Raw genomic sequence first — 24,758 nt, forward strand, 5'->3', positions numbered from 1 at the left:
ATGGCGGGCGTGGTGTTCGCGGCTGAAGGTGATGGGGTTGGCTTTGCAACCGAATCCTACGCCGCATCAGCGCTTTACACCACGCTCGCCAGCCTCTCAGGCGCCTCTGACGAATAAGACGGGCTAGGCGTGAGTCTTATCAAGCGCTTAGCGCTTCCATTTTCGGTTGTGTCATAAGTTGAGTGTGACTCAAAAAGCAGAATGGACCGGTAATCTTGGCCACTTTGCGGATTGCAAGAAGTTTCTTCTTTCGCGAATCAGCGTGCTGATTCATTTTCGCCTCCTGGGGTCAATCTGGAGGCCAACGTATGAACGTGATTGTTTTCGCTTCGCGTAAGGGGGGCTCGGGGAAAAGTACCCTGGCTGCTCACCTCGCCGCGCAAGTGCACAAGGCAACGAAGCCCTGTCTGCTGATCGACGCCGATCCGCAGGGCTCGCTGACGCTCTGGCATAAATTGCGCGGCACCAACGAGCCGGCGATCAAGACGGCGGTGAACTCGGTCAGCGGGATCATTGCTCAAGCCAAGCGCGACGGCATCGAGTGGGTGTTCATCGACACGCCGCCGAATCTGTCGGCTGTGGTCGACGACTCCATCAAGAACGCCACGATGGTGATCATTCCGGCGCGGCCCGGCGTGTTCGACGTCAACGCGGTGCAGGAAACGATTCAGACCTGCCGCTCGATGCGCAAGCCCTACGCCGTCGTGATCAACGGCGCGCCTGCGCAGCGTGACGGCGCCGAAAGCCGCATCGTCGCGATCGCGCGTGAGGCGCTGGCGAAATTCCGCGCACCGGTGTGGAGCGGCCAGATCACCAACCGCGCCGACCTTCTGATGGCGCTCGGCCAGGGTGAAGGCGCGCGCGAATATTATGCGGAGGGCCGCGCTGCCGCCGAGATCAATCGGCTGTGGGCCGCGATCGAACGCTCGATCAAGGCGATCCGCGGCACGGCGTCTGCGTCCGGCGCGATGCACAAGCAGGCGGCGTAACAACGCCGCTTTGGTTCGAACTGGAAAGAACGCGCGGCACTCGCGCGTTTTTTGCGTGTTGAGGCAACGAGGCAATCGCAGATTGCCTCGCTGGCTTTGGCGATCACGCGATGGATGGCGTTACGCCACCATCAGCAGATAAAAAACGATCACCGGCGCCAGGGTCAGGATCACCGACCAGATGCCGACAGCCCAAAGAATATCCTCGGTCGTAAAGCCCGGCTGACCCGGCCTCACGGCAATAAAACCATTCCTCGAATTCACGACGCCCCCGCGTTGGTCTCAAGCGCAATGCGGAGACTGATACGCGAGCGGTTTTAATATCCCGCTCGGAATTTCGCTGGCATTTGCGCGCGGGTGCTACTTCGGATTAACCACAGCCCGGGCGGCGGGCTGCATCCGGCGGGAGGCCCAAAGCCTCAGTGCATGCCTCCATCCCGATCGCGGATCGCGCCGAGATGCTCGTTGATCCGGAACACGATCAGGATGAACTCGGCGGCGATGCGCGACAACACGATGCCGACGAAGATGCTGGCGATCGACGCGAGCAACTGGATGAAGCCGACGAACGGGCTGATCGCCATCGCGGTGAGGCTCCACAGGATGCCGGAGATCCCGAACAGCACGATGACCGCGATCACCAGCCAGTAGAACGTCTTGATGATCGTGGGCGTGATGAAGCGGTCCCACTGAAACAGATCCTGGAAATCGAACATCATGGTTCTCCCGGCCAGCCGAAATATGATTCGCGTCGCGTGCATCCTACTGCGTCACCCCCGGCGTGATCACTTCGTCCCGGCAGCCTGCACAGCAGGCGTCGGTCAGGACGAGGCGTCTCGCCGGGCCCATGGTTCGGGGCGGCGCCAAAGCGCCTCCGCACCCAGAGGGATCGATAACGCAGAAGCCCAATCAGTCTCGCCAAAGCCAGGCCCGGGACCGGGCACCGGCAGTCCAGGAGCGAGCTATGCGAGTAGGCTGGTTGTGATTGCTGCAAATAACGGCCACAATCGGGCTTCCCTCCAGCATATCCTCACTCAATGACCACGCTGACCTTCGAAGACTTCAAGCCCGGCCGTTTCGGCACGTTCGGCCCGCGCCATGTTTCGCGCGAGGAAATCCTCGCCTTTGCCGCCGAATTCGACCCGCAGCCGATGCATCTCGACGAGGAGGCGGCGAAGAAATCCATGCTCCGCGGCCTGTCGGGCTCGGGCTGGCATCTCGGCTCGCTGATGATGCGGATGATGTTCGACGGCTTCATCGGCCGCACCGCCTCGCTGGGCGCGCCCGGGGTCAACGAGATGCGCTGGGTGGCGCCGCTGCGTCCGGGCGACGATTTGACGCTGGATGTCGATGTCGTCGAAGCGCGCGTCTCGAAGAGCCGCCCCGAGACCGGCATCGTCACCTTCAAGAGCACGATCCGCAACGCGCGCGGCGAGATGCTGTGCGAGATGGAGGCGCCGATCATGATCAGCCGCCGTGACGCTGCGAGCGCGTAGGAGACATCATGCGCTTTTTTGAAGACATCGAAATCGGCGCACGGCGCGAGTTCGGCTCATTCACCTTTACCGCCGAGGACATCAAGCGGTTTGCCGCGCAGTTCGATCCGCAGCGCTTCCATCTCGACGAGGAGGAGGGGCGCAAGTCGCTGTTCGGCGGGCTCGCCGCATCGGGCTGGCACGTCGCCAGCGTCTGCATGAAGCTGCTCGTCGCCGACGGCAAGCGGCTCGCCGCGGAAGCCGCCGCCCGCGGCGAGACGGTCGCGGTCTGGGGACCCTCGCCGGGCTTCCGTGAGCTGCGCTGGATCCGCCCGGTGCTGGCCGGCGACACCATCAGCTTCACCAACCAGATCGAGACCAAGCGCACGTCCGAGAAGCGGCCGGAATGGGGTATCCTTCAGGCGCGCAACACCGGCGTCAATCAGCGCAATGAGGTGGTGTTCTCGTTCCTCGCGACCGCCTTCGTACCGCGCCGGAATCCCGGTTCCTGATGTTGCCCCAGCGCCTCTGATGTTGCACGGACGCCATGGTTGGCAGCTACTTCTGCTGCCGACGTAGTTGTGCGTTGCGTGGAACTCATTTTTTGCTAACGCATTTTGAACCTTTGTCCCTGCCTTATGGCCGGGGGCATGAGCACTTGGGCGAACACTTGGCCTGGCACGTGGGCTGAAAACTTGGGCCGAAAACTTGGGCCGAACACCTGGGGACGACTATGGCAGATCGCAGCGCGCTGAAACTCGTCGGCATTATCTTTGCGACGGTGACGGTTGTCGTGATGCTGGCCACCGGAATGGTCGTGAAGGGCTTTGCCGACGGCAATTATTCCTTCGAGACCACCGCGAGCATCGATCGCTGATCGACCGTCTGTAACCCTCGGCGCCCGAGCGGGCGCTGTAGCGCGCATTCGCGCTTTTCAATGTGACCCGTCGGCAGGCCGCGTCACACTTCTCCCGATCCCGAGATTCAACGATTCCAGATCAGCACCATCACGACGGTCGCGGCTGCCAGGATGCCGAGGAACCGGATCATGATCGTGCCGATGCCCTGCTGCGGCTGGCGCCGCGGAATCGGATCGGCGGCGTTATCCGGCCGGACGCTCTGCATGTATTCTCTCCAAATGGACGTCCCGCCAAGGCGCGGTCCGAACGCGAATTCCGGATTGGACGCGGGCTCGGCATCTCAAGTTCAAAATCGGCTTCTGCAAGAATTGACGCCGCGGAGTTTACACCGCGCTGAATAACGAATCGTTCTGCGCTGAATCGGCCCACGCAAAACCAAGCCGCCGCCCCCTGGTCGGGAGGCGGCGGCCATCAGTCTGGAAAACTGATCGGGATCAGCTGTTGCGGAGGCCGTCGGCGGCGCGCTTCCACTGCGAGACGTTGTCGGCGATCATGCGCGTCGACTTCATCGCGGCCTGGCTCAGCTGGGCATAGCCGGAGATCTCGCGCTGGACGCGCTGGCCCTCGGCATGCAGCAGGTCGCGCAGGCTCTCGAGCTCGCCGATCAGCTTCTCGATCTCGGCGAGCGAGGTGCCGGCGACGCGCTGGATCAGCGAGTTGACGTTGCTGACGGTGGCATCGGTATTGGTGTCGGTCGGCGCGGTCTCCGGGCTCGCCACCGGCCGGCGCAGATAGGCGATGTCGTTGCGCACGAAGTCACGGATGCCGGCTTCGACTTCCGAGACCGCAGCAAGGTTGGAATCGACCTCGGACGTCGTTTCGGCTTCGGCTTCCTCGGTACGGTTGGTGGCGTTCATCGGCTTTCCCCTGGTCGCAATAGCGAAGCGCGGCTTGTCCCCCGCACGACGAATTGATGAAGTTACGGACCTATCAGTGCCGCCGAATTTGACCGCATCTGGGCCAAGTTGGGGCAATGCCTGATCATTAGCGCGACAGGGCTAACAGATCGTTCACCATGAGCGCTTGTAGCCGGCGCCGATGCTCTTGTTGATCGTGCCCTGGGGGGTCTCGCCGACCGAGCCGGAGACGGTGACGCCGTCGAACAGCTTCTGCTCGGCGCCGACCCGGCGCAGCCATCGGTCCTCGGCGGTCGACAGCGTCTGGCCGGCGGTGATGCTGGTGCCGGTGTCGGTAACGGACAGGCGCGCCGACTGATCGGTATCGTAGCTGCGCGTCGGGTGGCCGTCGACGCCGGGCACCGGCACCACGCCCTGCTGGATCAAATTGTAGCCGCTCTGCAAGGTCAGCGAATACTGCTCCGACAGCGGCACCGATTTGCTGAGCGAAGTGCCGACCTTGCTCTGGTCGGCGCCGGGATCGACCCGCGCCTCGACCGAGGTCTTGTCCCAGATCGAAGCCACGCCACCCGTCGAGATCGACGCCCAGGCCGAGCCGCCGGATTGCGGCAGGCTGCCGCCATTGGCGAGCCGCTCCGACAATTGCTCCGACGTCGTCATCGTGCCCTGTTTGGCGACCGTCATGTCGGCGCCGATGCGGGTGTCGAGGAACGGCGAGATCGACTGTTTGACCGACACCGCCGACGAGCCGTTGGCGTTGTTGTTGGTCGACCAGGACGGATCGTTGCCGGCGATGCTGCCGCGTTTGGCCGCACTCTTCGGCGCCAGCGTGGGCAGGCTGGTGGAATCGGTGTCGAGCTGGCTCCAGTCGAGCTTGCTCTGGTCGATGTCCTTCAGGATGTCGGCGTCATTGGCATCGGCCGCCGGCGGCGCCTGGTCGGCCGCAGCCTCGGCGTCATCAGCGGGGGTGTCTTTCGCGCTGTCCTTCGCTATCTCTTGGGCGGCGGGAGTGATCGCCCATGGTGAGGTCTGCGCCGTGGCCGAAAACGCGATCGCCACGCTGCAGCCGGCCGCCAGCACCGGCAGCCTTGTCCAGCTAAATCGTGATGTAGAAGTCATTCCCAGCCCGCAAATTCCAGCGCCGCAACATGCGGTTTTCGTGGCGCGAAATTGTGGCAACGGCGCTGCGAAGGCAACTGATCAACGCGTGATCGTCATGTCCGGGACAAACGTCCCCCGGGCGCGGCCGTTCGGGGCTGGCAAAACAGGCCGCGGCGGCCGGGGCGCCTTAACGCGAAGGCGCGGCCCCGGACATGACGAAGGCGTGAAATCGCGGGTCCGTCAGACCGCGATGCGCGGCAGATGGATCGGGTAGCCGACGGTCTGCTCGACCAGGTCGAAACTGTCGACCAGCACACGGAAGCTCGTGAGCTTGCCGGCCTTGAACTGCGCGAAATGCGCGATCCTGAGCGAGATCGGCTTGTTGGAGTCCAATGCCGTCAGCGAATAGCGCAGCATCGAGGCCGCGGAATCCGTGCCCAGCATGATGGACTCCCGATCGAAGCGGTGAACCCTCAGGTTCTCGCCGATCTGCCTGATCACCTCGAGCACGGCGGCCTTGCCGCGGCGCGAGCCGAAAAAGGAAAACAGGTCGATCGGCCCGTAGATGGCCCATTCGACCTCGTCATCGAGCAACGGCTCGATGTCTGCAAGCTGGCGTTCGTTGATCGCGCGATGCAATGCGCGCGAAAAACGCCAGAGGCTGTGCTCTGTCATTTTGGTCTCGTCCTGAAACTGGATTTTCAAAGCAAACGAATGGCAGGCGGTCAGCGCCGACGCCCTGCCAGGTTGCTGCACGTCACTATTACGGGCTGAAATAGGGCGGAACGGCCAAAACGCAAATGACATTTTTGCAATGCACAATTGCGCCGGTCTTGACCGGAATGTGACCGCCCGCCACAGATCCTGGTTTGGACGCGTTTTCTTCACGCGAACCGGCATCCACTTCGCTCGAAAACGCTCCGATCACCGCAATTCAGCGGTCGCGCTGCCGCAGCGGCTGCCGCTCGATCACGATCTCGGCGTCGCGGATCGCCACCACCGCGAACAGCAGCGCGCCGCCGATGCCGCCGATCGCGGCGCCGAGCGGCATGAAGGTGAAAAACACCAGCGTTCCGCTGTCGAGACCTGAGGTTTTGGCCAGTCCGATCCAGGTGAGCCCGGCTCCGATGCCGAGAGCGGCGCCGCCAAGGGCGCCCAGCGCAAGGCCAAGCACAGCGAGCAATGCGACTTTCATGGTGATTTCAGCCCCGACCGCAACAAGCCCAGTGATAGGTCAGCGTCGGGCCTTCGAGGTTCAACGCTGGCGTTGCGAATTTGCGGGGCGGTGACGCTGGTGTGGGTTGCCCCGTGTTCCGGGAGCTATTCCGCGTTCTGCCCGGTCAGCGCCGCTGCGATATCACGCTCGAGCACCTGCTCGACGAGGTCGAATGTGTCGATGATCTCGCGGATCTCGGTGATCTTGCCGTCGCGCAGCGTATAGAACACCGCGACGTCGAACTGCACGACGCGGGCGTTGTTGCGCTTGCGGAAGAACACCCGCAACTGGGCCGCGACCTTGTCGCCTTCGGCCACCACCAGCGGCGCCTCGTAGCGCATATCGGAATAGCGCTCGTGGATCGTGGTCCACATCTGGCGCAGCGCAGCCTTGCCGCGGTGCTGGCCCATATGCGGAAGAATGTCGATCGGGGCGTTGGCGAGAAACGCGACGTCGTCGCTGCAGCGATCGAGTGCGCCCTCGATGCCGCCGGCATAATAGACGTCGAGGAAGTTCAAGACGCGTTGCCGGTTCAGATCCTCGCCCATGATCGACTCCGCCGGTTCAGTCCGACCGGCCCTTGACTGGCCCTGGCCCGCATTGTGAACCGAAGCGTTCCACTCTCAAACATATGTTTTGACGCACGAGACGCGATTAGGTTCGGCAACCGGAGCGTGCATTGCGGCACAACATGCATGCGGTTGCGCCGGGGTGCCATCCCGGCATGGCAGGAAACTGAACTGATGAAGCTGAACTGATCGCGTCTCGAAGACGTGAAGCGCACGCGGGGGCAGGTGGCCGCGAATTCGTGAGAACTCCCCGGGCGTTTCACGTTGGCCCTGACGCGGCGGGAACCGGCGGGGCGGCTCGGCCGTTGATGCGTTAGAATTCCATTGGAGCCGCATCATGAAATCGATTCTTCTCGCGTCCGCCATTGCCGTCAGTGCGCTTGCCGCCACCTCGCCCGCCGACGCCAAGGGCTGCATCAAGGGCGCGGTCGTCGGCGGTGTCGCCGGTCATTATGCCGGTCATCACGGCGTGCTCGGCGCCGCCGCCGGATGCCTCTACGGCCGCCATCACGCCAAGGAGCAGGAACGTCAGCGCCAACAGCAACAGGCGCAGCCCTCGCAGCAGGAGAAGCTGTGAGGCCCGACCAGTTGTGAAGTCTCATTTCCGGGAACGCCGCCCGCACGGGCGGCGTTGTCTCGTTGCGTACCGGAGACGATGATGACGAAGCCACTGAACAAGACCATCCAGCCAGTTCCCGAGGACAACAAGAGCCACAAGGGCCCCGGCAGCGCCCCCAGCGTTCCCATCGACACCACCAAGGGCCATCGCGACGACGAGAAGCACAACATCCGCGAGCAGGCCGCGCACGGCAATCTGATTCAGAACACCAGCAACAGGCGGTCGGGGTAGGGCGGCGAGGCCGCGGCATATTCCGCCGTCGTCCCGGCGAAAGCCGGGACCCATGACCACAGGGTTACGTTGTTGAAGCATGCTCGGGCCACAGCGCGGGACAACAATTCCTGCCTGTGGTTACGGGTCCCGGGTCGCGCTGCGCTTGCCCGGGACGACGGCGGTGAGATTCCGCCTCGCACATCAAACAGACCCGTAGGCAGCGATCCCGTTTCCGGCGTGACCTGCATCACGCCGCAGGCGCGGGCGCGCGGCTAGCGTGGCGGCATCGGATCACCCGATTGAGAAGGGATCGCCGCCATGAATGCCATCGCTGCACCGAAATCTTCAGCGCAGAACCGGCTCGAAGGCTTTGCGCTCACCGCCATCCTGCAAGGCCTGCCGACCTTCGCCGCCGCCGTGCTGGTGTTGAAGATCCTCGGTGCCCGTGAGATCGTCCGCGAACGCTATGGCGCCGCGATCTTTGTCGTGCTGGCCTCGCCGTTCTCTGCCGCGATCTCGCCATTGCTTGCGGCAAGGTTTCCAAAGCGGTTCGCGCACGCCTACGCGCCGATGTTCTTCGACGCCAGCCTGTCGCTGTCCGAGAAGATCGCGCAGTGGCGCGCGCAGCCCAGCGTCTCGCGGCAACTTGTGACGACGATGGTCATGATGTCCCTGCTAGGGGTCGCGCTGGTCAGCGTGCGGTGACGCGCCGCCTTGCGCCGCTCCGCCGATCAGCCTTAACCTGCCGGAATGCAGATCAGAGATGAACGTGACGAAGACGCCGCGGCGATCAGCCGCGTCACGGCCGCCGCATTCGCGAACGCACCTCACAGCAGCGGCACCGAAGCCCGCATCGTCGCGGCGCTGCGCCAGGCCGGCGCGCTGACGATCTCGCTGGCGGCTGTATCCGATGACGGCAGCATCGTCGGCCACGTCGCCTTCTCGCCGGTGCAAATCGATCGCACCGCCGGGCGCTGGTACGGCCTCGGTCCGATCTCGGTCGTACCGGAGCTGCAACGGGTCGGAATCGGCAGCGCGCTGATTTGTGAGGGACTCATTCGGCTTGCTGCGCTCGGGGCCGATGGCTGTGTCGTGCTCGGCGATCCCGCGTACTACCGTCGCTTCGGCTTCCTCGATGATCGCGCGCTGACCTATGGCGACAAGCGGAGCCGGTACTTGCAGCAGCTCGTCATGAAGGGCGGATCGCCGAACGGGGATGTCAGCTATCACCCGGCGTTTGACGTCGCGTGAGGGGGGGCGGCCGAGACGGCTTCTAAAATGTGCTCTGCCGTGCTAGCTGAGCGCCGCGGCAACAGGTCGTGTTCGCAGACCAGTGGAGGGCGTCATGCGCAAGGATCGCGATCTCGAAAACCTCCCCAGCTTTCAGCATCACGCGTAAGCGGCGGAAGTCCTTCCCCTCAGAAACCCACGTCAAGCGTGGGCACCGCGTCGTCCATGGCGACGTCGAGCTGAGTGAAAAGCTCGGCCGCGATGATCTATGCCCGTGCGGCTCCAGACGCAGGTTTCAAAACTTGCTGCATGAAGTCCGGGGCGCATGATGGCGCCAACCGCAACTATTACTTTCAGAGAGCGGTGATTTCTGAATGTGTCAAACGAGTGCGTCGCGAGAAGCGGCGCCCTCGGAATGCCGCCTGCTAGTCTTCGTCATCATCGAGAAGTTTTTGAACGTCGGATTGGTCTTCGCCGAATGTCACGATTGATAGCGGCAAGCCGATCAGCACGAGCGGACAGGGATTGCCGACGCCACGCTGGACGCGGTCCTGCAGCTTGCTCCAGTGCGTCGTCGCAGCTCCGAATTTGTCTGACACAAACTGATCGGTCCACGCGTCCCGAAATGGAATGGGATTCTTATTGCGCGTGACACGCTTCATCACGTCACGAATTTGCCTCCGCGTCGGGTTGAGTCCGATTCGTTCCATGTCATCGTGTGAGTTTATGTTCTTTTCGTCGGCGAAACGTCGAACCAACGTCCCAATCGAATCCTGGAGGCTCGCGCCGCGCGTGACGATAATACCGAGCGAGATGCCGCCGTCGGCATGAAGGCGTTTGAAGTTTTCCAGGTCGCGGTCGAAAAAGGGATCTTTGTTGTTCCATTCGATTTCAAGCGCAATCGTTCCTGCGTCGAAGGTCTTTACATGATCGATTTCATGCGACTGAGCCTCCCGCTCGACACCGTCGATGATTTTCTGAACAACGAAGTTGTGCTTGCGCCAGTCGTGGCGCGCGAGGGCGTTGCGGAGCCGCTGCGTTCCCTTTGTTTCGCCACCGCCGGAGCCGATGATTTCTTCGATCGGAATCGTGGACGCAAGCAACACACTCTGAAGCTGTTCGGCGACTTCCGGGAAATCGACTCCCAAGATCGCCTTGGCATGAGAGCTAAACTCGATCTCGAAGCCGCGTTCCTTTAGGAGATCAAACATCAATCCACTGTCCCGACCCACCGCAAATAATTATCCACTATCCATCTTGAGAACGTAACGTGAACATGATATTATGCCTTCGGCATACCGCGTATATCGATCATCATGCCTAACGTTTTGGAGTCGCCGATGCTTTCCGCCGGTCAGGATTTGCTGCGCTTTGCGGATGGTCGTCGGTTCTCCACAGTCCTGGCTGATCCGCCGTGGCAATTCACCAACAAAACCGGAAAGGTCGCCCCCGAGCACAAGCGCCTGTCCCGCTACGGTACCATGAAGCTCGATGAGATAGGCGCGTTGCCGATCTCCGAGATCGCTGCACCGACGTCGCATCTGTACCTCTGGTGCCCCAACGCGTTGCTCCCCGATGGGCTGGCCGTGATGAAGGCGTGGGGCTTCAACTACAAATCCAACATCGTCTGGCACAAGGTGCGCAAGGACGGCGGATCGGACGGGCGCGGCGTTGGCTTTTACTTCCGCAACGTGACGGAACTGATCCTGTTTGGTGTTCGCGGCAAGAATGCCCGTACGCTCGCGCCGGGACGACGGCAGGTCAATCTGCTGGCCACGCGTAAGCGCGAACACTCGCGTAAGCCCGATGAGCAGTATGAGATCATTGAAGCTTGCTCGCCGGGACCGTTTGTCGAGTTGTTCGGTCGGGGACCACGGAAAGGTTGGACGACGTGGGGCGATCAGGCGCATGACTACGCGCCGACTTGGAAGACCTACGCCAACCATTCGCAGGCGGGATTAGTTGCCGCCGAATAGGCAAGCAGTCTGCATTCCGTCTAGATTATCGAAGCTTAACTTCCCCAATCCGCGCCGGCACCGCGCCAAAATCGCTGAACCTCACCCAGCGCGGCCTCACGCGGACATAGCCGATATTCGGCCAAGTCTCGCGCTCCGGCCCGTCGGGCCAGGCCGCGAAATAGACCTGCTTGCACGCCGCCAACTCCGCGCCGGTCGGAAAGTCGGCGACACCCTCGAGCTGCGCGGTCTGCTCGGCGTCCCAGCCGATCACCAATGCGGCGCGAGGATCGGTGCGGAGGTTCTGGTATTTGCGCGAGGTGGTCAGCGTGTCGAAGATGATCTCAATGTTGTCGCTGACCGCGATGCCGACGACGGCGGCCTGCGGCGCGCCGTCGTGGACCGTGCTGACCACAGCGAGCCGATGCATCCGCAGGAAGGCGAGAAGCTCGGCACGCGTCATGGTCTACCTTTTCTTCCACCCGCCGCGCTTGCCGGGTGCTCCCCCGCTGCTCCGCGGCGCTGGCCCGAACTCCGGCCCGGACTGCCGCGAGTCGTTCGGCTGGATGATGCGGCTCGTCGTGCCGAACGGCTTCGCGGGCAGCGCGCCGCTCGGGCGGAAGGGCAGCGATTCCGGACCGTGCATCTCGTCGAGGTCGGGCTTGTGCACCCGTGAGCCGGACTTGCCGCCGCGGCTCGCCTTGAGCGAGGTCTGCGCGGGCTTGTTCTTCAGCGCGGCGACCGGCAGGTTGGCGGAGTCGCCGTATTTCCTGGTGCCGGCATAGGCGCCGGCCTGCTTCTGCACGTTGCGCTGCTTGGCGGTCGGATCATCGACCACGGCCATCTCGGTGGCGCGCAGCCGCTTGACCTCGTCGCGGAGCCGGGCGGCTTCCTCGAAGTTCAAATCGGCCGCGGCCTCGCGCATCCGTGTTTCGAGGTCGCTCAGCACGGCCTCGAAATTGTGTCCGATCGAGATCACGTCATCGGCCATGCCGCCGTCGCCGATCTCGACCAGCACGTGGTCGCGCTCGTAGACCGAGTTGAGGATGTCGCCGATCGACTTCTTGACGCTCTCCGGCGTGATGCCGTGGGCCTCGTTGTACTCGACCTGCTTCTCGCGGCGGCGGTTGGTCTCGGCGATCGCGCGCTCCATCGAGCCGGTCATGCTGTCGGCATAGAGGATCACCTTGCCGTCGACGTTGCGCGCGGCACGGCCGATGGTCTGGATCAAGGAGGTCTCGCTGCGCAAAAACCCTTCCTTGTCGGCGTCGAGGATCGCGACCAGCGCGCATTCGGGAATGTCGAGGCCCTCGCGCAGCAAATTGATGCCGACCAGCGCGTCGAACGCGCCGAGCCTGAGATCCCGGATGATCTCGATGCGCTCGATGGTGTCGATATCGGAGTGCATGTAGCGGACGCGGATGCCCTGCTCATGCAGATATTCGGTCAGGTCCTCCGCCATGCGCTTGGTCAGCACCGTGATCAGCGAGCGGTAGCCGGCCGCCGCGGTGGCGCGGACCTCGCCGACGAGGTCGTCGACTTGCGTACGGGCCGGGCGGATGTCGACCGGCGGATCGATCAGCCCGGTCGGGCGGATCACCTGCTCGACGAACACGCCGCCGGACTCGTTGATCTCCCAGCCGCTCGGCGTCGCCGACACCGCGACGGTCTGCGGCCGCATCATGTCCCATTCCTCGAAGCGGAGCGGGCGGTTGTCCATGCAGGAGGGCAGGCGGAAGCCGTATTCGGCTAACGTCGCCTTGCGGCGGAAGTCGCCGCGGAACATGCCGCCAATTTGGGGGACGGTGACGTGGCTTTCGTCGGCGAACACCAGCGCGTTGTCGGGCACGTATTCGAACAGCGTCGGCGGCGGCTCGCCGGGGCGGCGGCCGGTCAGGTAGCGCGAATAGTTTTCGATGCCGGCGCAGCTTCCGGTCGCCTCCATCATCTCGAGATCGAAGGTGGTGCGCTGCTCCAGCCGCTGCGCTTCCAGCAGGCGGCCCTGGTCGTTGAGCTGGTCGAGCCGCATCTTCAATTCTGATTTGATCGACTTGATCGCCTGCACCAGCGTCGGGCGCGGCGTCACATAGTGCGAATTGGCGTACATCTTGATGAATTCGAGCTCGTCCTGCTTGTGGCCGGTGAGCGGATCGAACTCCTCGATGGTCTCGATGGTGTCGCCGAACAGGTTCACGCGCCAGGCGCGGTCCTCATAGTGCGCCGGGAAGATGTCGATGACGTCGCCGCGGACGCGGAAGGTGCCGCGGGTAAAGTCGGCCTGGGTGCGTTTGTATTGCAGCGCGACCAGGTCGGCGATCAGCTGCCGCTGGTCGATGCGCTCGCCCTTCTTCAGCGCGAAGGTCATCGCGGTGTAGGTCTCGACCGAGCCGATACCGTAGATGCAGGACACCGAGGCAACGATGATGACGTCGTCGCGCTCGAGCAGCGCGCGCGTCGCCGAGTGGCGCATGCGGTCGATCTGCTCGTTGATCGAGGAATCCTTCTCGATGTAGGTGTCGGTCCGCGGGACGTAGGCTTCCGGCTGGTAGTAGTCGTAATAGCTGACGAAATACTCGACCGCGTTGTCGGGGAAGAAGCTCTTGAATTCGCCATAGAGCTGCGCGGCCAGCGTCTTGTTCGGCGCCAGAATCAGCGCCGGGCGCTGCGTCGCCTCGATCACCTTGGCCATGGTGTAGGTCTTGCCCGAGCCGGTGACGCCGAGCAGCACCTGGGTGCGGTCGTTGCGGTTGATGCCCTCGACCAGCTCCGCGATCGCGGTCGGCTGGTCGCCCTTGGGTTCGTAGGCGGACTTGATCTCGAACCGCACGCCGCCTTCGGATTTCTCCGGGCGCGGCGGCCGGTGCGGGGTCCACACCCGCATCGAGCCGTCATCCCTGCGGAATTCCGGGCGGCCGTCGCGGATCAGGTTTTCCAGCGCGTCGGCGGTCGCCTTGACGCCGAGCGCCTCCATCTTGCTGCGCGGCGGACGGGCGAGCGCCTCGTCATCGTCCTCGGCGGTCGGCAGCCCGAGCTGCCGCGCCAGTTCCGGATCGAGCGTCGGGATGGTGGCCGAGGTGCCGTAATTGGCCTGCGGGGCTTCCTCGAGGCCGGACGCATCGCGCCTGGCGACGTCCTCGCTGGTCTCGCGCGTCGACGCGCGCGCGCGATGCGCGGCGGCCTCGCCGCCGGCGCGGCGGTCCCAGGAATTGTCCGGCGGCGGCTGCAGGCCGGTGCCCGAACCCATGCCGGCATCGCCGCGGTTGATCGCGGGATTGAGCAACTCAGCCAGCGCCGGTCCGATCGGTTGGACCTCGGGCCGGTGTGCCTTGGATTTGGGGGATTTGCCGGGCTTTTTCGGAGTGTTCGGTGTCTTCGCCATGCCGGGAATATGGGACGAGTCCGGCAGCGAGAAAAGGGTAATCGACGGCTGGATTGGGGCACAGACGAGGCTGCTGACAGCAGGGTGTCAGCAGCCGGCGCCGTCGCGGCCGTCAGGCGCGCGGCAGGTCGATGATGTCGAGATGGATCCCGCCGCAGCCGTCGCAGCGCATGGTCCAGTAGTCGGCGGCACGGCCGGGAATCACGCGCAGCAGCGAGAGCCGGGCGGCGCATTCCGGGCAGCTGGTTCTGACCTGCGCCGGCCAGACCGGATCCGGCTCGCGTTGCGGGACGACGGCGACCACGACGTTGCCGGTCACGCCGACGGCATTGTCATGCCATGCCGTTGTGCGAACCGGTCGATAGTCCGCTTCGCGTCGTCGATCGCCGCATCCGGATCGGACCACGCAAAGCCGATGTCGAGCATCGGAAACGGCATGCCATCGATGACGACCGGCCTTTGATCGACCCGTTGAATCCTGGCGTGCCATTGCCCCTTCCCCATCTCGAACGACTTGATCTCAAAACCGCTGTAAATCATGGCGACCTCGGGATGCCCCTTCTCGTAGGAAGCACGGGCGCTGGGGTGCCCTATGTGAACCAGATCACAAGTCGCGCGGTTTATTTCCGACGGGCAAAGGAGTTCCAGCTTTTTGTTTTGACGCGGGTTCTTCAGGCGAACCGCACCAACGCGCTAACGCATGATGAGATTAGGTCAAGCTCGAGCGGCATCGAATGTCCACCTCTCCCTTGGGAGAGGTCGATTTGCGCAGCAAATCGGGTGAGGGGTTACGGTTTATCGAGAGAGCAAGCGCCCTCACCCGGATTGCTTCGCAATCCGACCTCTCCCCGACGGGGAGAGGTGGCCTGAAATCGCGGCAAGCCGGTTCAACCCAATCTCATCAAGCTCTAGCCGCGAGCCGCGATGTGATCGGCGAGCACGGCCGCGTCGTCGCCGACGCCCGACAGGAACGAGGATTTCATCTTCGACAGCCATTGCAGGCCGAGAAAATACAGGCCCGGGACGTCGGAGACGCCGTGGCGGTGTCGTGGTGCTCCATCGGCGTCCAGCACCGGTATGTCGATCCAGTTCAGATCGAGCCCATAGCCGGTGGCCCAGATCACGCTAGCAATCCCTTCGGCGCGCAGGTCGATCGTGCGCAGCGGCGCAGTGAGGGCCGGCGGATCGGGCAGGCGGATCCGCGCCAAGGGATCGTCGGGATGATCGAGGCCGCGTGCCGCGACGAAGTCGTCGACGATTCCGAGGAATGTCGCGTAGTAGGCGTCGCCATTGGCGATGTTGGTGGCGAGATCGGGCGCGATCTCGAGCATGCCGTCGCGCGCCGCCGTCACGCGGCCGAGCAGCGTCACGCCGTCGGCGGCGAAGCGGCGGAAATCGATGGTGTGACCGCCATGGGCGCCCGAAATCACCGGCAGCAGGCGGGACGGGCCGCGCTGCTCGACCGGCGTCTCGTCGACGCTCATCTCGGCCAGCCACCAGAACAGGTCGCGGCCGCGATAGCGGCGCGGCAGGCGGTTGTGACGCCCGACCGAAAGGAAGACATGGCGGCCGGCGCGCATCAGCTCGTCGGTGATCTGCGCGCCCGAGGCGCCGGCGCCGATCACCAGCACCGCGCCGTCGGGCAATTGCGCGGGATTCTTGTAACTGCTGGCGTGGACCTGAAACAGGCCGGGATGACCGTCCAGCACGTCGGGCCGCAGCGGCCGCTGATAGGGGCCGGTGGCGATGACGACGTTGCGAGCGGCGATGCGGCCGCCGGCAAATTCGGCGAGGAAGCCATCGGCGTTGCGGCGCAGCTTGGTGACCTCGACGCCGCAGCGGATCGGCGGCGCGACGAAGGCGGCGTAGTCCTCGATGAAGGCGATGATGGAGGCGGTGTCCGAGAAGCCGTCGGGATCGCTATGCGGAAACGCAAACTCCGGCAGCCGCACCGACCAGTTCGGAAACTGGAACATCAGGCCGTCCCAGCGTTCGCTGCGCCAGCGCTCGGCGATCCGCCGCCGCTCCAGCATCAGATGGGCGATGCCGCGCTGCTTCAGCCGATGGCTCATGGTGAGCCCGGCCTGGCCGCCGCCGATCACCAGCGTGTCGATCCTCTCGTCAGGCATTGCGCGCTCCCTTGCGGCGCGCGGCGGGTTCCGCGGCGGCACGGATGATCCAGCGCCGGAACGCGGCGAAATCGCGCTGCTCGGCGTGGAAGCCGCGATAGACCAGATACCAGCGCATCCCCTTCGGTACGCTGAGCGCAAACGGCGCCACCAGCCGGCCGGCGGCGAGATCGTCATCGATATAGGGCCGGATGCCCATCGCGATCCCGAGCCCGTCGCTAGCTGCCTGCAGCGCCTGGCCGTAGAACTGGAATTCCGGCCCGCGCGCCGTCAGGCGCGGCACGCCCGCGGCCTTCAGCCAGGACGGCCAGTCGTCGGGCGAATGCGCGACGCGGATCAGGCTCGGCCCCTTCAGGTCGCCGGGACGCTTGAGGGTGTTGGCGAGCCGCGCGGTGCACACCGGCATCAGGTCGGCGGCGAACAGTGGCTCGGCGACGAGGCCCGGCCACTGGCCGTCGCCGAGCTGGATGCCGCAGCTCCAGTCGTCGGCGAACGGCACCGCCATGCCGCCGGTCGTGATCCGCACCTCGATGTCGGGCTCCGCTTTGCGGAACTCGGCGAGGTGCGGGATCATCCATTTCAGCGCGAAAGTCGGGCCGACGCCGACGGTCAGCACGCGCGTGCTCGCGGATGCCGTGACCTGCGCGGTGAGGCTCGCCAGCGCGTCGAAGATCGGCGTCAGCCCGCCCTGATAGGCGCGGCCGGCCTGTGTGGTGACGAGGCGATTGGCCTTGCGCTCGAACAGCGCGACGCCGAGCCGCTCTTCCAGGAGATGCACCATCCGGCTGATCGCGGCGGCCGAAACGTTGAGCTCGCTGCCTGCCGCGGCGAAGCTACCGGTCCGCGCCGCGGCCTCGAATGCCTTGATGCCGTTGAGAAAGAGCAGCCGCCGCATGAACCCTCAGGAAAACTGATGCAAGGGCAAGATAACTCAGTTTGCCGGCAGAGGCCAAGCAGCGCAGAAATACCGGAGACGATTTTGAATCCCTGCTGACCCCGGCGAGGACCAAATGACTGAGACCACAGACGCCCTGGTGCTCGATCTCGTGGAATGGGTCGCGCGCGAGCCGCGGCCCTATGCCGAGGTGCTCGAGGTGTGGCGCACCTCATGCCCGAGGCTGACGATCTGGGAAGACGCCGTCGACCGCGGCTATGTCGCGCGCCGTCCCTCGGTCGAGGGCATGCGGGTGATGGTGACTGAAATCGGCGAGACCTTCTTGCGCGCGCATGGGCGGATGCATTGATAGTACGGCAGCGCGGTATCTGACCCCTCTCCCCATCGGGGAGAGGTCGATTTGCGCAGCAAATCGGGTGAGGGTCTCAGGTCCTATGAGATAGCGTAACCCCTCACCCGGATCACATCTAGCGATGCGATCCGACCTCTCCCACAAGGGGAGAGGTGAACCGATTGCGCGGTGGGAGATCGATGACGACGAGTTAGCGTCCCGGCTCCGCCAGCCTTGGCCGGATGATCTCGACGATGCGGTCGGCCGATGTGCCCGGCGGAAAGAAGCCGAGATAATTGCCGTCGCGGTCCATCAAATAGATGTAGGCGGTGTGGTCGACGGTGTAGTCACGGGCGTCCTTCAGCGGCACGCGGGCATAGTAGACCTTGTAGGCATCGGCGACCTTGCGGATCGCATCATCGCTGCCGGTCAGCCCGATCAGCCGTGGGTGAAACAGCGGCACGTACTCCGCGAGGTGGGCCGCGGTGTCGCGCTCGGGATCGACCGTGATGAAGATCGGTTGCACCTGATCGCCGTCAGGGCCGAGCTTGTCGAGCGCCAGTCCGATTGCCTGCAGATCGGTCGGGCAGACGTCGGGGCAATAGGTGAAGCCGAAATAGACCAGCATCAGCCGGCCGCGGAAATCGCTGTCGGTGCGGACATGCCCGGTCTGGTCGGTCAGCGCGAACGGGCCGCCGACCGGCTCCCGGTTCCACATCAGGATGTCCATGATTTCGGCAGCCGAGCGCGTCGATTGCGCCGGCGCATCGCCGGCCAGTGCTGACGCCAGCGTCAGCAAGAGGCCGGCGCCGGCGCATGCGAAGCCCCGCAGGATCGGCGCGATCATATGCCGAAGGAGAGGCGGCTGCCGGTTGTCGTGACCAGCACCTTGTCGCCCATCTGCGCGGTCGCCTCCTGCACGAAGTTGAGCCCGGAGCAGTGCATCGGGACCACCACATCGGGGTCGAGCTTCTTGATCTCGGCGACCACCTCGGTGAGGTAGTCCTTCGGCGCCGGTCCGAGATGGAAGCCGCCGACGATCGCGTGCACCTTCTGGATGCCGGAGACCTCCTGCGCCTGCTTCACCGAATTGACGATGCCGACATGGCCGCAGGACGAGATCACGACGAGGCCGAAGTCCCGCACGTTGAAGCAGGTGGCGTGCTCGTGGATGTGCTCGTCGGGCACGATCTTGCCCTCGAGCTCGGCCGGCAGATAGTGGCTGGCATTGCAGCCGAGCCCGTCCTTGATGCCGAACTCGACCCAGGTGTTGGGCAGCACGCGCTCGATGCTGCGGCGGTTGATCTTGCCGGTGGTGAAGGCGTGACCGGCGATCACGGTCGGAGATTCGCACAGCACCGTCGTGATGCGTTGCGCCGCGAGCTGGCGCCGATCCAGCGTGCCGAAATCGGTGAACTGGCCCTTGGTCGGCGTTGCGCTGACCCGGTGGCAGAAATTGTCCTCGCCGCCGGCATAGAGTTTCACGTCGGCCGGCAGCTTGTCGCGGAATTTGTCGAGGAAGCCGTTGAGGCCGCCGAAATGGTCGTAATGCCCGTGGCTCACGATCAGCGCGTCGATCTTCGCCGGATCGACGCCGACCAGCGCCATGTTGTTGAGCAGGACGTCCGGCGTGTAGCCATAGTCGAGCATCAGCGTGCGCTGCGCGCCCTTGGCTTCCGACTCCAGCCACAGCGACAGGCCCCATTCATTGTGCAGCGACTTCTGGTAGTCGGCGGTGCGCGGCGGCGGCGCGATCGTGACGCCTGCCGCCTGCTTCGGCTTGAAGAACAAATCGTAACTGGAATCGACCAGCACGCGGATCGAGAGCTTGTCGACGGTCGGTACCTCGATCGGCGCCGCGCTCGCGATCTCGACGCAGGAGAATGCATTCGCGGCTGCGGCGCCAGCCAGTGCCGCCGAGCCCTTCAGAAAGTCGCGTCGTGCCAGATCCTTGATCATCGCAATTCCTCCCGCTGCAAATGTCGTCATGGAAACAAAACAAAACTATTTGCGGAGCCTATTCCCAATCGTGGACCCGCTCAATCGGCTCATCACAATTGCGCGCGAATGGGAGCCGGCCATTGACTTGGCATCCGGATTATTCAAATTCATGCAAACGCATCTTTCGCCGCGCAACATGTCCGACAACAGGATCACGCCCATGATCGATCTCCACTACTGGTCCACGCCGAACGGTCACAAGATCACGATGTTCCTCGAGGAGACCGGCCTCGAATACAAGATCTTCCCGGTGAACATCGGCAAGGGCGATCAGTTCAAGCCGGACTTCCTGCAGGTCGCGCCGAACAACCGTATTCCGGCGATCGTCGATCACGCGCCGAAGGGCGGCGGCAAGCCGATCTCGTTGTTCGAATCCGGCGCGATCCTGCTCTACCTCGCCGAGAAGACCGGAAAATTCCTGGCCGAAGATCTCTACGGCCGCTATGACGCGATCCAGTGGACGTTCTGGCAGATGGGCGGGCTCGGGCCGATGGCCGGGCAGAACCATCATTTCCGCAACTACGCGGTCGAGAAGCTGCCTTACGCGATCGATCGCTATGTCAACGAGACCAACCGGCTCTACGGCGTGCTCAACAAGCGGCTCGCCGACCGCGAATTCATCGCCGGCGACTATTCGATCGCCGACATGGCGAGCTATCCCTGGGTCGTGCCTTACAAGAACCAGGGCCAGGAGATCGACGACTTCCCGCATCTGAAGCGCTGGCTGGAGACGATCGGCAAGCGCCCCGCGACCGAGCGCGCCTATGCCAAGGCCAAGGAGGTCAACCCGAATTTCGGCCAGCCCGCGATCCGCACCGAGGAAGAGCGCAAGCTGCTGTTCGGGCAGACCGCGGCGGTGGTGCGGTAGGGCGAAGGTCTCCTTCGCCGTCATTGCGAGGAGCGAAGCGACGAAGCAATCCATGTTTCCCCGCGCGAGGACATGGATTGCTTCGCTTCGCTCGCAATGACGGGTGTGGGACCAGCGGAGCTCACGCCCCGACATACTTCGCCGGCCGCCGCTCCTTCCACGCCGCGAGCCCCTCGGCGAGATCACGGCTCGGCACCAGCGCGGCGAACTGCTCGCTCTCGACCAGCAGGCCTTCGGCAATCGGCATGTTGAGCCCGCGCGTCACCGCGGTGATGGTGCCGGCGACGGCACCGGGCGAATGTCTGACGATGCGGCTGGCGAACTCGCGTGCGGCGGTCAGCAATTGATCGTGCGGCACGATCCGGTTGACCAGCCCGATCTCGCGTGCGCGCTCGGGCGGGAACGGATCGCCGGCCAGCAGCAGTTCGAGGGCGCGCTTGCGTCCCGCCAGCCGGGGCAACCGCTGCGTGCCGCCGAAGGTCGGGGGCATGCCGAGCTTGATCTCGGGTTTTGCGAATAGCGCGCGGTCGCTGGCAATGGCGAGATGCACGGCTTCGGTGATCTCGCAGCCGCCGCCGAAGGCGAGCCCGTTGACCGCGGCGATGACCGGCTTCTTGAACGCTTCGAGCCGCGCTGTCATGGCCTGGCCGCGGCGGACGAAGTCGCGCACCGCGACCGCGGCGCCCTGCTTGGCGCTTTCCGAAAATTCCTTGATGTCGGCGCCCGCCGAGAAGGCGCGTTCGCCGGCGCCGGTCAGGATCACGGCGCGCACGCCGGCGTCGCCCTCGATGCGGTCGAGCGCCGCCATCAGCGCATCGATCAGTGCGTAGTTCAGCGCGTTGAGCTGGGCGGGACGGTTCAGCACGATCAGGGCGATCCCGTCGTCGATTGCGAGCAGGATGGGGTCGGGCATGGTGACTCTCCGGCATGGGTGTTCGTGGCGCGGAACCTAGAGGCTCCCGCAACTTGTGTATATTCACTGGTGAGTATACATACGACGGATGCCCAGGCCCTCCGAACCCACCCGCGCGCGCATCGTCCAGGCGGCGAATTCGCTGTTTTACAGTGAAGGCATCCGCCGCGTCAGCCTCGACGAGGTGGCCGCCAAGGCCGGCCTCACCAAGCGCACGCTGTATTATCACTTCAAGAGCAAGGACGACCTCGTCGCCGCCTATCTCGCCGCGCGCGACCAGCCCAATCTCGCGCTGTTCCGCAAATGGTTCGCCGAGGCCGAGGGCGGGCTGCCGGTGCAGGTCGAGGCGATCTTCAAGAACCTCGCGCGCTCGGCGCGGCATCCGAAGTGGAAAGGCTGCGGCTTCCTGCGCACCTCCGCCGAACTCGCCAACATGCCCGGGCATCCCGCAATCCGGATCGGCGCCGCGCACAAGAAGAAGTTCGAGGACTGGCTGCGCGCGACCTTCGCGGAGCAGGGGATTGCGGACTCCCTGAAGCTGGCGCGGCAGATCCTGCTGCTGCTCGACGGATCATTCGCCGTTGTGCTGCTGCATCGCGACGCCAGCTATATGGAGACGGCGGGCGAAGCCGCGCGCTCGCTGATCGAGACGGCGCTGAAGAAATCGGGACGAAAGCGGGGGTAGGGCCCGAGTTGCATTCGGGCAACATCATTCGGAAAGATGGGGCGTTAACCTTCATTCGCCATTGCGCGACCACGCCCTGAGCAGACAATCCGCATCGTCACATGCTTGCAATCTTGGCTCCCGAGGAGCCCGTGGAGGCTGGGATGATGAACTCGCGGCGGGTGCGGGCGGCGGCGTTGGGCGGGACGGTCGTTCTGTCGGGCTGCATTGTCTCGTGGTTTGCGGCGTCCGGTTCGGCTGGCATCGAGAAGATCGGTGCGTCAGTCACCGATGCGTCAGTCACCGGTGCACCAGTTGATGAGCCCCGCGCACCCGCTGTCGTCGCCGATGCCGTATCGGCGATATCGCCGGCAACGGCCACGTCGAATGCTGCCGTCGACGGCTCTCATGCCGTGACCATGAGCGAACAGGAAGCGGTGGCGACCGCCCATGCTGTGCCGACCGCGCGCGAGACGGAACCTGTCGTCGAGGCCGCGTTGACCGATCCGGCGCTGCCGCCGGACATCCAACCGCTGCAGGCGCCGGCAGCGAACACGCCGGATCCGGAGCCTCGCGTGGTCAAGCCGGCGGTGGACTCCGTCGAAATCCTCGACGAGTGCTGGGACGTCAATGCCTGCATCGATCGCTATCTGTGGGCGCTCTACCAAAGGACGCCCAAGGAAGACACCATCAAGGTGCCGGAGCAGCGGCAGGTGACGGTCAAGAGAAAGAAGAAAATGGTGACGGTCACCAGAACCTTCACTAGGCTCGTCGATGAGGACTTCGCCTGGAAGGACACCAAGGCGGCCGAAAGAGCCGGCATGCCGATGATGGACTACGTCATGGGGGGCGTCGATCGGAGCTTCAAGCTGAAGCTCTTTCGGGCGCTTCTCGCGGCGGAACAGGCCGGACTGTCGCCCGGCATCACCAGCGCTTTCCGCGATGACTACCGCCAGTCGATTGCAAGCGGGCTGAAGGCGGCCAGCAACAAGTCGTATCACGGCGGCAGCTTCCGTGGCGGCTACGGCCATGGGCTCGCGGCCGACATCGTCAGCATCGACGGCTCGACTCGCGACGACCGTTGGAAATCGTCGGAAAGGCTCTGGAAATGGGTCGACGCGCACGGCAAGGAGTTTGGCGTCGCGCGCCCCTATCTCGATTTTGACCCGCCTCATCTGGCGCCGATCGATGGCAAGGAATATGCCGCTCACCGCGGTGGCGAAACGCGGCACGCGGCGACGGACGCGAAGAAACGCAGCCGCGACGCAGCGCACGACAATCGCGCCGCGGTGAAACGCGCAAAGACCGCGAAGTCATCGAAGGTGCGAACGATCTGAGCGGGTTCGCGATGGTTCGTATGGTGGGTTAGCCCACCGGGTCTGCGCAAAAAGCACGGTCCGATGAGGGCTCCGGCGTAACCCGCCAGCGTGGTACCCGAAGTGCTCGGAACGGCTAAAGCGCGCCGCGCTCCTGTAGCAGTGCCAGCACCGCATCGAGGTCCGGCAGCACCGCCGCGCATTTCGCGCGGGTTGCTTCGGTCGGTGGTGCCATGTCCGGCACCATCAACGTGATCGCGCCGGCGGCGTGGGCGGCGGTGACGCCGTGGTTGGAGTCTTCCACGGCGATGCAGGCCGCCGGTGCCACGCCGAGCCGCGCGGCGGCCTTGAGATAGAGCTCCGGGTCCGGCTTGCCGTGGGTGACGTCATCGAGCGTCAGCAGCGTGTCGAAGCGGTCGCGGATTCCGGAGAGCGTGAGATGGCGCTCGGCTGTGCGGCGGGATGACGAGGTCACGATCGCGGTCCGGCAGTCGGCGACGGCAAGACCGTCGAGCAGTGCGATCGTGCCGGGCTTGAGCGGCAGGCCAGCGTCAAACATGCGATCGCGGGTGACGATGAAGGCGCGATTGACCTCGGCGAGCGGAAACGTTGCGCCGTAATGATCGCGCAGCATCGCTTCGCAGACCGAGCCGGGAAGCCCGACCATGGAATGGCACAGCGCGCCGACGCCGTCGGTGTAGCCGCACGCATTCAGCGCCGCGACCAGGCTGTCGAAGTAGACCTTCTCGGTGTCGAGCAGCGTGCCGTCCATGTCGAGCAGGACGGCATCGACGGTCCAGGGCGCGCTCACTTGGCGCTTACCGCGGCTTGCTGTTCCGCCAATTTCCGCAGGCAGGCCGGGCAGAGGCAGTCGCCGCCATTGGCCGGCATCGGCAGGCGGAAGCTTTCGTCGGAACACCAGCACGATCCCGTGAGCGAGCAGGAGAATTCGCTGCCGCATGCCGTACAGGCAAGCCGGCGCGGAGCAGCTGGTTCGGAACGATCGTGTGACGTGAGGTCCATTCTAACCGCGATTTAATGCGCGAATTAATCTCGGGTTCATCCCCGGCCGCGCTATGATGCCGGGCAACAGATATAGCCGGGATAGGCCGTTAAGG

Annotated in this window: 33 protein-coding genes; 13 read left to right on the forward strand and 20 right to left on the reverse strand. The window is 64.4% G+C overall.

What is annotated here, in order from left to right:
* The first annotated feature begins 308 nt into the window (after window positions 1–308).
* Complete coding sequence (locus AC066Y_RS27760) at window positions 309–989, forward strand: ParA family protein (protein ID WP_021081815.1); 681 nt, start codon at window positions 309–311, stop codon at window positions 987–989.
* A 120-nt stretch (window positions 990–1,109) separates the two neighbouring features.
* On the opposite strand, the gene AC066Y_RS27765 is transcribed toward AC066Y_RS27760, so the two are convergent.
* Entirely contained in the window at window positions 1,110–1,253 is a 144-nt protein-coding gene (locus AC066Y_RS27765) for a hypothetical protein (protein WP_173640864.1), read from the reverse strand.
* 155 nt (window positions 1,254–1,408) lie between these two features.
* On the reverse strand, window positions 1,409–1,705 hold the full coding sequence (locus AC066Y_RS27770) for a DUF4282 domain-containing protein (RefSeq protein ID WP_092126096.1): 297 nt from the start codon (window positions 1,703–1,705) through the stop codon (window positions 1,409–1,411).
* A 321-nt stretch (window positions 1,706–2,026) separates the two neighbouring features.
* Here AC066Y_RS27770 and AC066Y_RS27775 point away from each other — a divergent pair, with 321 nt between their 5' ends.
* From AC066Y_RS27775 to AC066Y_RS27785, 3 genes are all read left to right on the forward strand, one after another.
* Window positions 2,027–2,485: a MaoC family dehydratase gene (locus AC066Y_RS27775; protein WP_092117490.1), complete on the forward strand. Its 459-nt coding sequence runs from the start codon at window positions 2,027–2,029 to the stop codon at window positions 2,483–2,485.
* Window positions 2,486–2,493: 8 nt separating this feature from the next.
* Entirely contained in the window at window positions 2,494–2,976 is a 483-nt protein-coding gene (locus AC066Y_RS27780; protein ID WP_478276652.1) for a MaoC family dehydratase, read from the forward strand.
* 221 nt (window positions 2,977–3,197) lie between these two features.
* Window positions 3,198–3,341 (forward strand): hypothetical protein, encoded by a 144-nt coding sequence (locus AC066Y_RS27785; RefSeq protein ID WP_016841369.1) that lies wholly within the window; start codon window positions 3,198–3,200, stop codon window positions 3,339–3,341.
* A 107-nt stretch (window positions 3,342–3,448) separates the two neighbouring features.
* Here the strand turns inward: AC066Y_RS27785 and AC066Y_RS27790 are convergent, their stop codons facing one another.
* The 6 genes from AC066Y_RS27790 to AC066Y_RS27815 all read right to left on the reverse strand — a co-directional run bounded on the left by AC066Y_RS27790 (window position 3,449) and on the right by AC066Y_RS27815 (window position 7,106).
* Window positions 3,449–3,589, reverse strand: coding sequence for a hypothetical protein (locus tag AC066Y_RS27790; protein WP_478276653.1), 141 nt, complete (start codon window positions 3,587–3,589; stop codon window positions 3,449–3,451).
* Window positions 3,590–3,818: 229 nt separating this feature from the next.
* Complete coding sequence (locus AC066Y_RS27795; RefSeq protein WP_223969771.1) at window positions 3,819–4,241, reverse strand: hypothetical protein; 423 nt, start codon at window positions 4,239–4,241, stop codon at window positions 3,819–3,821.
* A 153-nt stretch (window positions 4,242–4,394) separates the two neighbouring features.
* Window positions 4,395–5,360 (reverse strand): hypothetical protein, encoded by a 966-nt coding sequence (locus AC066Y_RS27800; RefSeq protein ID WP_478276654.1) that lies wholly within the window; start codon window positions 5,358–5,360, stop codon window positions 4,395–4,397.
* 222 nt (window positions 5,361–5,582) lie between these two features.
* Entirely contained in the window at window positions 5,583–6,017 is a 435-nt protein-coding gene (locus AC066Y_RS27805; protein WP_207835132.1) for a nuclear transport factor 2 family protein, read from the reverse strand.
* 259 nt (window positions 6,018–6,276) lie between these two features.
* Window positions 6,277–6,537 carry a hypothetical protein gene (locus AC066Y_RS27810; RefSeq protein WP_097673103.1) on the reverse strand — a complete coding sequence of 87 codons (261 nt, stop codon included), beginning with the start codon at window positions 6,535–6,537 and terminating at the stop codon, window positions 6,277–6,279.
* Between the two features lie 125 nt (window positions 6,538–6,662).
* A complete protein-coding gene (locus tag AC066Y_RS27815; RefSeq protein ID WP_478276655.1) occupies window positions 6,663–7,106 on the reverse strand; it encodes a nuclear transport factor 2 family protein in 444 nt (147 codons plus the stop codon).
* Window positions 7,107–7,464: 358 nt separating this feature from the next.
* Here AC066Y_RS27815 and AC066Y_RS27820 point away from each other — a divergent pair, with 358 nt between their 5' ends.
* From AC066Y_RS27820 to AC066Y_RS27835, 4 genes are all read left to right on the forward strand, one after another.
* Window positions 7,465–7,704 carry a hypothetical protein gene (locus AC066Y_RS27820; protein WP_342726523.1) on the forward strand — a complete coding sequence of 80 codons (240 nt, stop codon included), beginning with the start codon at window positions 7,465–7,467 and terminating at the stop codon, window positions 7,702–7,704.
* Window positions 7,705–7,785: 81 nt separating this feature from the next.
* Window positions 7,786–7,977 carry a hypothetical protein gene (locus AC066Y_RS27825; protein ID WP_478276656.1) on the forward strand — a complete coding sequence of 64 codons (192 nt, stop codon included), beginning with the start codon at window positions 7,786–7,788 and terminating at the stop codon, window positions 7,975–7,977.
* A 300-nt stretch (window positions 7,978–8,277) separates the two neighbouring features.
* Window positions 8,278–8,664, forward strand: coding sequence for a hypothetical protein (locus AC066Y_RS27830; RefSeq protein WP_478276657.1), 387 nt, complete (start codon window positions 8,278–8,280; stop codon window positions 8,662–8,664).
* A gap of 45 nt (window positions 8,665–8,709) precedes the next feature.
* The gene (locus AC066Y_RS27835) at window positions 8,710–9,210 is read left to right on the forward strand and encodes a GNAT family N-acetyltransferase (protein ID WP_478276658.1); all 501 of its coding nucleotides are present in this window, start codon (window positions 8,710–8,712) and stop codon (window positions 9,208–9,210) included.
* Between the two features lie 404 nt (window positions 9,211–9,614).
* On the opposite strand, the gene AC066Y_RS27840 is transcribed toward AC066Y_RS27835, so the two are convergent.
* Window positions 9,615–10,400: a BglII/BstYI family type II restriction endonuclease gene (locus AC066Y_RS27840; RefSeq protein WP_478276659.1), complete on the reverse strand. Its 786-nt coding sequence runs from the start codon at window positions 10,398–10,400 to the stop codon at window positions 9,615–9,617.
* Window positions 10,401–10,529: 129 nt separating this feature from the next.
* Between AC066Y_RS27840 and AC066Y_RS27845 the strand changes: the two genes are divergently transcribed.
* Window positions 10,530–11,165, forward strand: coding sequence for an MT-A70 family methyltransferase (locus AC066Y_RS27845; protein WP_478276660.1), 636 nt, complete (start codon window positions 10,530–10,532; stop codon window positions 11,163–11,165).
* 25 nt (window positions 11,166–11,190) lie between these two features.
* Here the strand turns inward: AC066Y_RS27845 and AC066Y_RS27850 are convergent, their stop codons facing one another.
* The 6 genes from AC066Y_RS27850 to AC066Y_RS27875 all read right to left on the reverse strand — a co-directional run bounded on the left by AC066Y_RS27850 (window position 11,191) and on the right by AC066Y_RS27875 (window position 17,547).
* Window positions 11,191–11,607: a pyridoxamine 5'-phosphate oxidase family protein gene (locus tag AC066Y_RS27850; RefSeq protein WP_478276661.1), complete on the reverse strand. Its 417-nt coding sequence runs from the start codon at window positions 11,605–11,607 to the stop codon at window positions 11,191–11,193.
* A 3-nt stretch (window positions 11,608–11,610) separates the two neighbouring features.
* Window positions 11,611–14,523 (reverse strand): excinuclease ABC subunit UvrB, encoded by a 2,913-nt coding sequence (gene uvrB, locus AC066Y_RS27855; RefSeq protein ID WP_478276662.1) that lies wholly within the window; start codon window positions 14,521–14,523, stop codon window positions 11,611–11,613.
* Between the two features lie 112 nt (window positions 14,524–14,635).
* Window positions 14,636–14,842: a hypothetical protein gene (locus AC066Y_RS27860; RefSeq protein WP_478276663.1), complete on the reverse strand. Its 207-nt coding sequence runs from the start codon at window positions 14,840–14,842 to the stop codon at window positions 14,636–14,638.
* The gene (locus tag AC066Y_RS27865) at window positions 14,839–15,063 is read right to left on the reverse strand and encodes a hypothetical protein (RefSeq protein ID WP_478276664.1); all 225 of its coding nucleotides are present in this window, start codon (window positions 15,061–15,063) and stop codon (window positions 14,839–14,841) included. The genes AC066Y_RS27860 and AC066Y_RS27865 overlap by 4 nt, the downstream gene beginning before the upstream one ends.
* Window positions 15,064–15,431: 368 nt before the next feature.
* The gene (locus AC066Y_RS27870; protein ID WP_478276665.1) at window positions 15,432–16,652 is read right to left on the reverse strand and encodes an NAD(P)-binding domain-containing protein; all 1,221 of its coding nucleotides are present in this window, start codon (window positions 16,650–16,652) and stop codon (window positions 15,432–15,434) included.
* Entirely contained in the window at window positions 16,645–17,547 is a 903-nt protein-coding gene (locus AC066Y_RS27875) for a LysR substrate-binding domain-containing protein (RefSeq protein ID WP_478276666.1), read from the reverse strand. The genes AC066Y_RS27870 and AC066Y_RS27875 overlap by 8 nt, the downstream gene beginning before the upstream one ends.
* 115 nt (window positions 17,548–17,662) lie before the next feature.
* Between AC066Y_RS27875 and AC066Y_RS27880 the strand changes: the two genes are divergently transcribed.
* A complete protein-coding gene (locus tag AC066Y_RS27880; RefSeq protein ID WP_478276667.1) occupies window positions 17,663–17,896 on the forward strand; it encodes a hypothetical protein in 234 nt (77 codons plus the stop codon).
* Window positions 17,897–18,089: 193 nt separating this feature from the next.
* Here the strand turns inward: AC066Y_RS27880 and AC066Y_RS27885 are convergent, their stop codons facing one another.
* Both AC066Y_RS27885 and AC066Y_RS27890 read right to left on the reverse strand, forming a co-directional pair.
* Window positions 18,090–18,725, reverse strand: a complete 636-nt coding sequence (locus AC066Y_RS27885) for an SCO family protein (protein ID WP_478276668.1) — start codon at window positions 18,723–18,725, stop codon at window positions 18,090–18,092.
* Complete coding sequence (locus AC066Y_RS27890; RefSeq protein ID WP_478276669.1) at window positions 18,722–19,837, reverse strand: MBL fold metallo-hydrolase; 1,116 nt, start codon at window positions 19,835–19,837, stop codon at window positions 18,722–18,724. The genes AC066Y_RS27885 and AC066Y_RS27890 overlap by 4 nt, the downstream gene beginning before the upstream one ends.
* A gap of 202 nt (window positions 19,838–20,039) precedes the next feature.
* On the opposite strand from AC066Y_RS27890, the gene AC066Y_RS27895 reads away from it, so the two are divergent.
* Entirely contained in the window at window positions 20,040–20,747 is a 708-nt protein-coding gene (locus AC066Y_RS27895) for a glutathione S-transferase N-terminal domain-containing protein (protein WP_478276670.1), read from the forward strand.
* Window positions 20,748–20,868: 121 nt separating this feature from the next.
* On the opposite strand, the gene AC066Y_RS27900 is transcribed toward AC066Y_RS27895, so the two are convergent.
* Complete coding sequence (locus AC066Y_RS27900) at window positions 20,869–21,660, reverse strand: crotonase/enoyl-CoA hydratase family protein (RefSeq protein ID WP_478276671.1); 792 nt, start codon at window positions 21,658–21,660, stop codon at window positions 20,869–20,871.
* Window positions 21,661–21,748: 88 nt separating this feature from the next.
* On the opposite strand from AC066Y_RS27900, the gene AC066Y_RS27905 reads away from it, so the two are divergent.
* Both AC066Y_RS27905 and AC066Y_RS27910 read left to right on the forward strand, forming a co-directional pair.
* Entirely contained in the window at window positions 21,749–22,345 is a 597-nt protein-coding gene (locus AC066Y_RS27905) for a TetR/AcrR family transcriptional regulator (protein ID WP_478276672.1), read from the forward strand.
* Window positions 22,346–22,488: 143 nt separating this feature from the next.
* On the forward strand, window positions 22,489–23,661 hold the full coding sequence (locus AC066Y_RS27910) for a peptidase M15 (protein ID WP_478276673.1): 1,173 nt from the start codon (window positions 22,489–22,491) through the stop codon (window positions 23,659–23,661).
* A gap of 115 nt (window positions 23,662–23,776) precedes the next feature.
* On the opposite strand, the gene AC066Y_RS27915 is transcribed toward AC066Y_RS27910, so the two are convergent.
* Both AC066Y_RS27915 and AC066Y_RS27920 read right to left on the reverse strand, forming a co-directional pair.
* Window positions 23,777–24,451, reverse strand: a complete 675-nt coding sequence (locus tag AC066Y_RS27915; RefSeq protein ID WP_478276674.1) for an HAD family hydrolase — start codon at window positions 24,449–24,451, stop codon at window positions 23,777–23,779.
* Complete coding sequence (locus tag AC066Y_RS27920) at window positions 24,448–24,663, reverse strand: cysteine-rich CWC family protein (RefSeq protein ID WP_478276675.1); 216 nt, start codon at window positions 24,661–24,663, stop codon at window positions 24,448–24,450. Before AC066Y_RS27920 ends, AC066Y_RS27915 begins: the two co-directional genes overlap by 4 nt.
* Between the last annotated feature and the right edge of the window lie 95 nt (window positions 24,664–24,758).

This window comes from Bradyrhizobium sp. USDA3010 (assembly GCF_056429065.1).

Excerpts from the sequence above, each read along its gene's own strand:
- AC066Y_RS27760 (WP_021081815.1), top strand. The coding sequence starts at position 309 with ATGAACGTGATTGTTTTCGCTTCGCGTAAGGGGGGCTCGGGGAAAAGT.
- AC066Y_RS27770 (WP_092126096.1), bottom strand. The coding sequence starts at position 1,705 with ATGTTCGATTTCCAGGATCTGTTTCAGTGGGACCGCTTCATCACGCCC.
- AC066Y_RS27775 (WP_092117490.1), top strand. The coding sequence starts at position 2,027 with ATGACCACGCTGACCTTCGAAGACTTCAAGCCCGGCCGTTTCGGCACG.
- AC066Y_RS27780 (WP_478276652.1), top strand. The coding sequence starts at position 2,494 with ATGCGCTTTTTTGAAGACATCGAAATCGGCGCACGGCGCGAGTTCGGC.
- AC066Y_RS27785 (WP_016841369.1), top strand. The coding sequence starts at position 3,198 with ATGGCAGATCGCAGCGCGCTGAAACTCGTCGGCATTATCTTTGCGACG.
- AC066Y_RS27790 (WP_478276653.1), bottom strand. The coding sequence starts at position 3,589 with ATGCAGAGCGTCCGGCCGGATAACGCCGCCGATCCGATTCCGCGGCGC.
- AC066Y_RS27795 (WP_223969771.1), bottom strand. The coding sequence starts at position 4,241 with ATGAACGCCACCAACCGTACCGAGGAAGCCGAAGCCGAAACGACGTCC.
- AC066Y_RS27800 (WP_478276654.1), bottom strand. The coding sequence starts at position 5,360 with ATGACTTCTACATCACGATTTAGCTGGACAAGGCTGCCGGTGCTGGCG.
- AC066Y_RS27805 (WP_207835132.1), bottom strand. The coding sequence starts at position 6,017 with ATGACAGAGCACAGCCTCTGGCGTTTTTCGCGCGCATTGCATCGCGCG.
- AC066Y_RS27810 (WP_097673103.1), bottom strand. The coding sequence starts at position 6,537 with ATGAAAGTCGCATTGCTCGCTGTGCTTGGCCTTGCGCTGGGCGCCCTT.
- AC066Y_RS27815 (WP_478276655.1), bottom strand. The coding sequence starts at position 7,106 with ATGGGCGAGGATCTGAACCGGCAACGCGTCTTGAACTTCCTCGACGTC.
- AC066Y_RS27820 (WP_342726523.1), top strand. The coding sequence starts at position 7,465 with ATGAAATCGATTCTTCTCGCGTCCGCCATTGCCGTCAGTGCGCTTGCC.
- AC066Y_RS27825 (WP_478276656.1), top strand. The coding sequence starts at position 7,786 with ATGACGAAGCCACTGAACAAGACCATCCAGCCAGTTCCCGAGGACAAC.
- AC066Y_RS27830 (WP_478276657.1), top strand. The coding sequence starts at position 8,278 with ATGAATGCCATCGCTGCACCGAAATCTTCAGCGCAGAACCGGCTCGAA.
- AC066Y_RS27835 (WP_478276658.1), top strand. The coding sequence starts at position 8,710 with ATGCAGATCAGAGATGAACGTGACGAAGACGCCGCGGCGATCAGCCGC.
- AC066Y_RS27840 (WP_478276659.1), bottom strand. The coding sequence starts at position 10,400 with ATGTTTGATCTCCTAAAGGAACGCGGCTTCGAGATCGAGTTTAGCTCT.
- AC066Y_RS27845 (WP_478276660.1), top strand. The coding sequence starts at position 10,530 with ATGCTTTCCGCCGGTCAGGATTTGCTGCGCTTTGCGGATGGTCGTCGG.
- AC066Y_RS27850 (WP_478276661.1), bottom strand. The coding sequence starts at position 11,607 with ATGACGCGTGCCGAGCTTCTCGCCTTCCTGCGGATGCATCGGCTCGCT.
- uvrB (WP_478276662.1), bottom strand. The coding sequence starts at position 14,523 with ATGGCGAAGACACCGAACACTCCGAAAAAGCCCGGCAAATCCCCCAAA.
- AC066Y_RS27865 (WP_478276664.1), bottom strand. The coding sequence starts at position 15,063 with ATGATTTACAGCGGTTTTGAGATCAAGTCGTTCGAGATGGGGAAGGGG.
- AC066Y_RS27870 (WP_478276665.1), bottom strand. The coding sequence starts at position 16,652 with ATGCCTGACGAGAGGATCGACACGCTGGTGATCGGCGGCGGCCAGGCC.
- AC066Y_RS27875 (WP_478276666.1), bottom strand. The coding sequence starts at position 17,547 with ATGCGGCGGCTGCTCTTTCTCAACGGCATCAAGGCATTCGAGGCCGCG.
- AC066Y_RS27880 (WP_478276667.1), top strand. The coding sequence starts at position 17,663 with ATGACTGAGACCACAGACGCCCTGGTGCTCGATCTCGTGGAATGGGTC.
- AC066Y_RS27885 (WP_478276668.1), bottom strand. The coding sequence starts at position 18,725 with ATGATCGCGCCGATCCTGCGGGGCTTCGCATGCGCCGGCGCCGGCCTC.
- AC066Y_RS27890 (WP_478276669.1), bottom strand. The coding sequence starts at position 19,837 with ATGATCAAGGATCTGGCACGACGCGACTTTCTGAAGGGCTCGGCGGCA.
- AC066Y_RS27895 (WP_478276670.1), top strand. The coding sequence starts at position 20,040 with ATGATCGATCTCCACTACTGGTCCACGCCGAACGGTCACAAGATCACG.
- AC066Y_RS27900 (WP_478276671.1), bottom strand. The coding sequence starts at position 21,660 with ATGCCCGACCCCATCCTGCTCGCAATCGACGACGGGATCGCCCTGATC.
- AC066Y_RS27905 (WP_478276672.1), top strand. The coding sequence starts at position 21,749 with ATGCCCAGGCCCTCCGAACCCACCCGCGCGCGCATCGTCCAGGCGGCG.
- AC066Y_RS27910 (WP_478276673.1), top strand. The coding sequence starts at position 22,489 with ATGATGAACTCGCGGCGGGTGCGGGCGGCGGCGTTGGGCGGGACGGTC.
- AC066Y_RS27920 (WP_478276675.1), bottom strand. The coding sequence starts at position 24,663 with ATGGACCTCACGTCACACGATCGTTCCGAACCAGCTGCTCCGCGCCGG.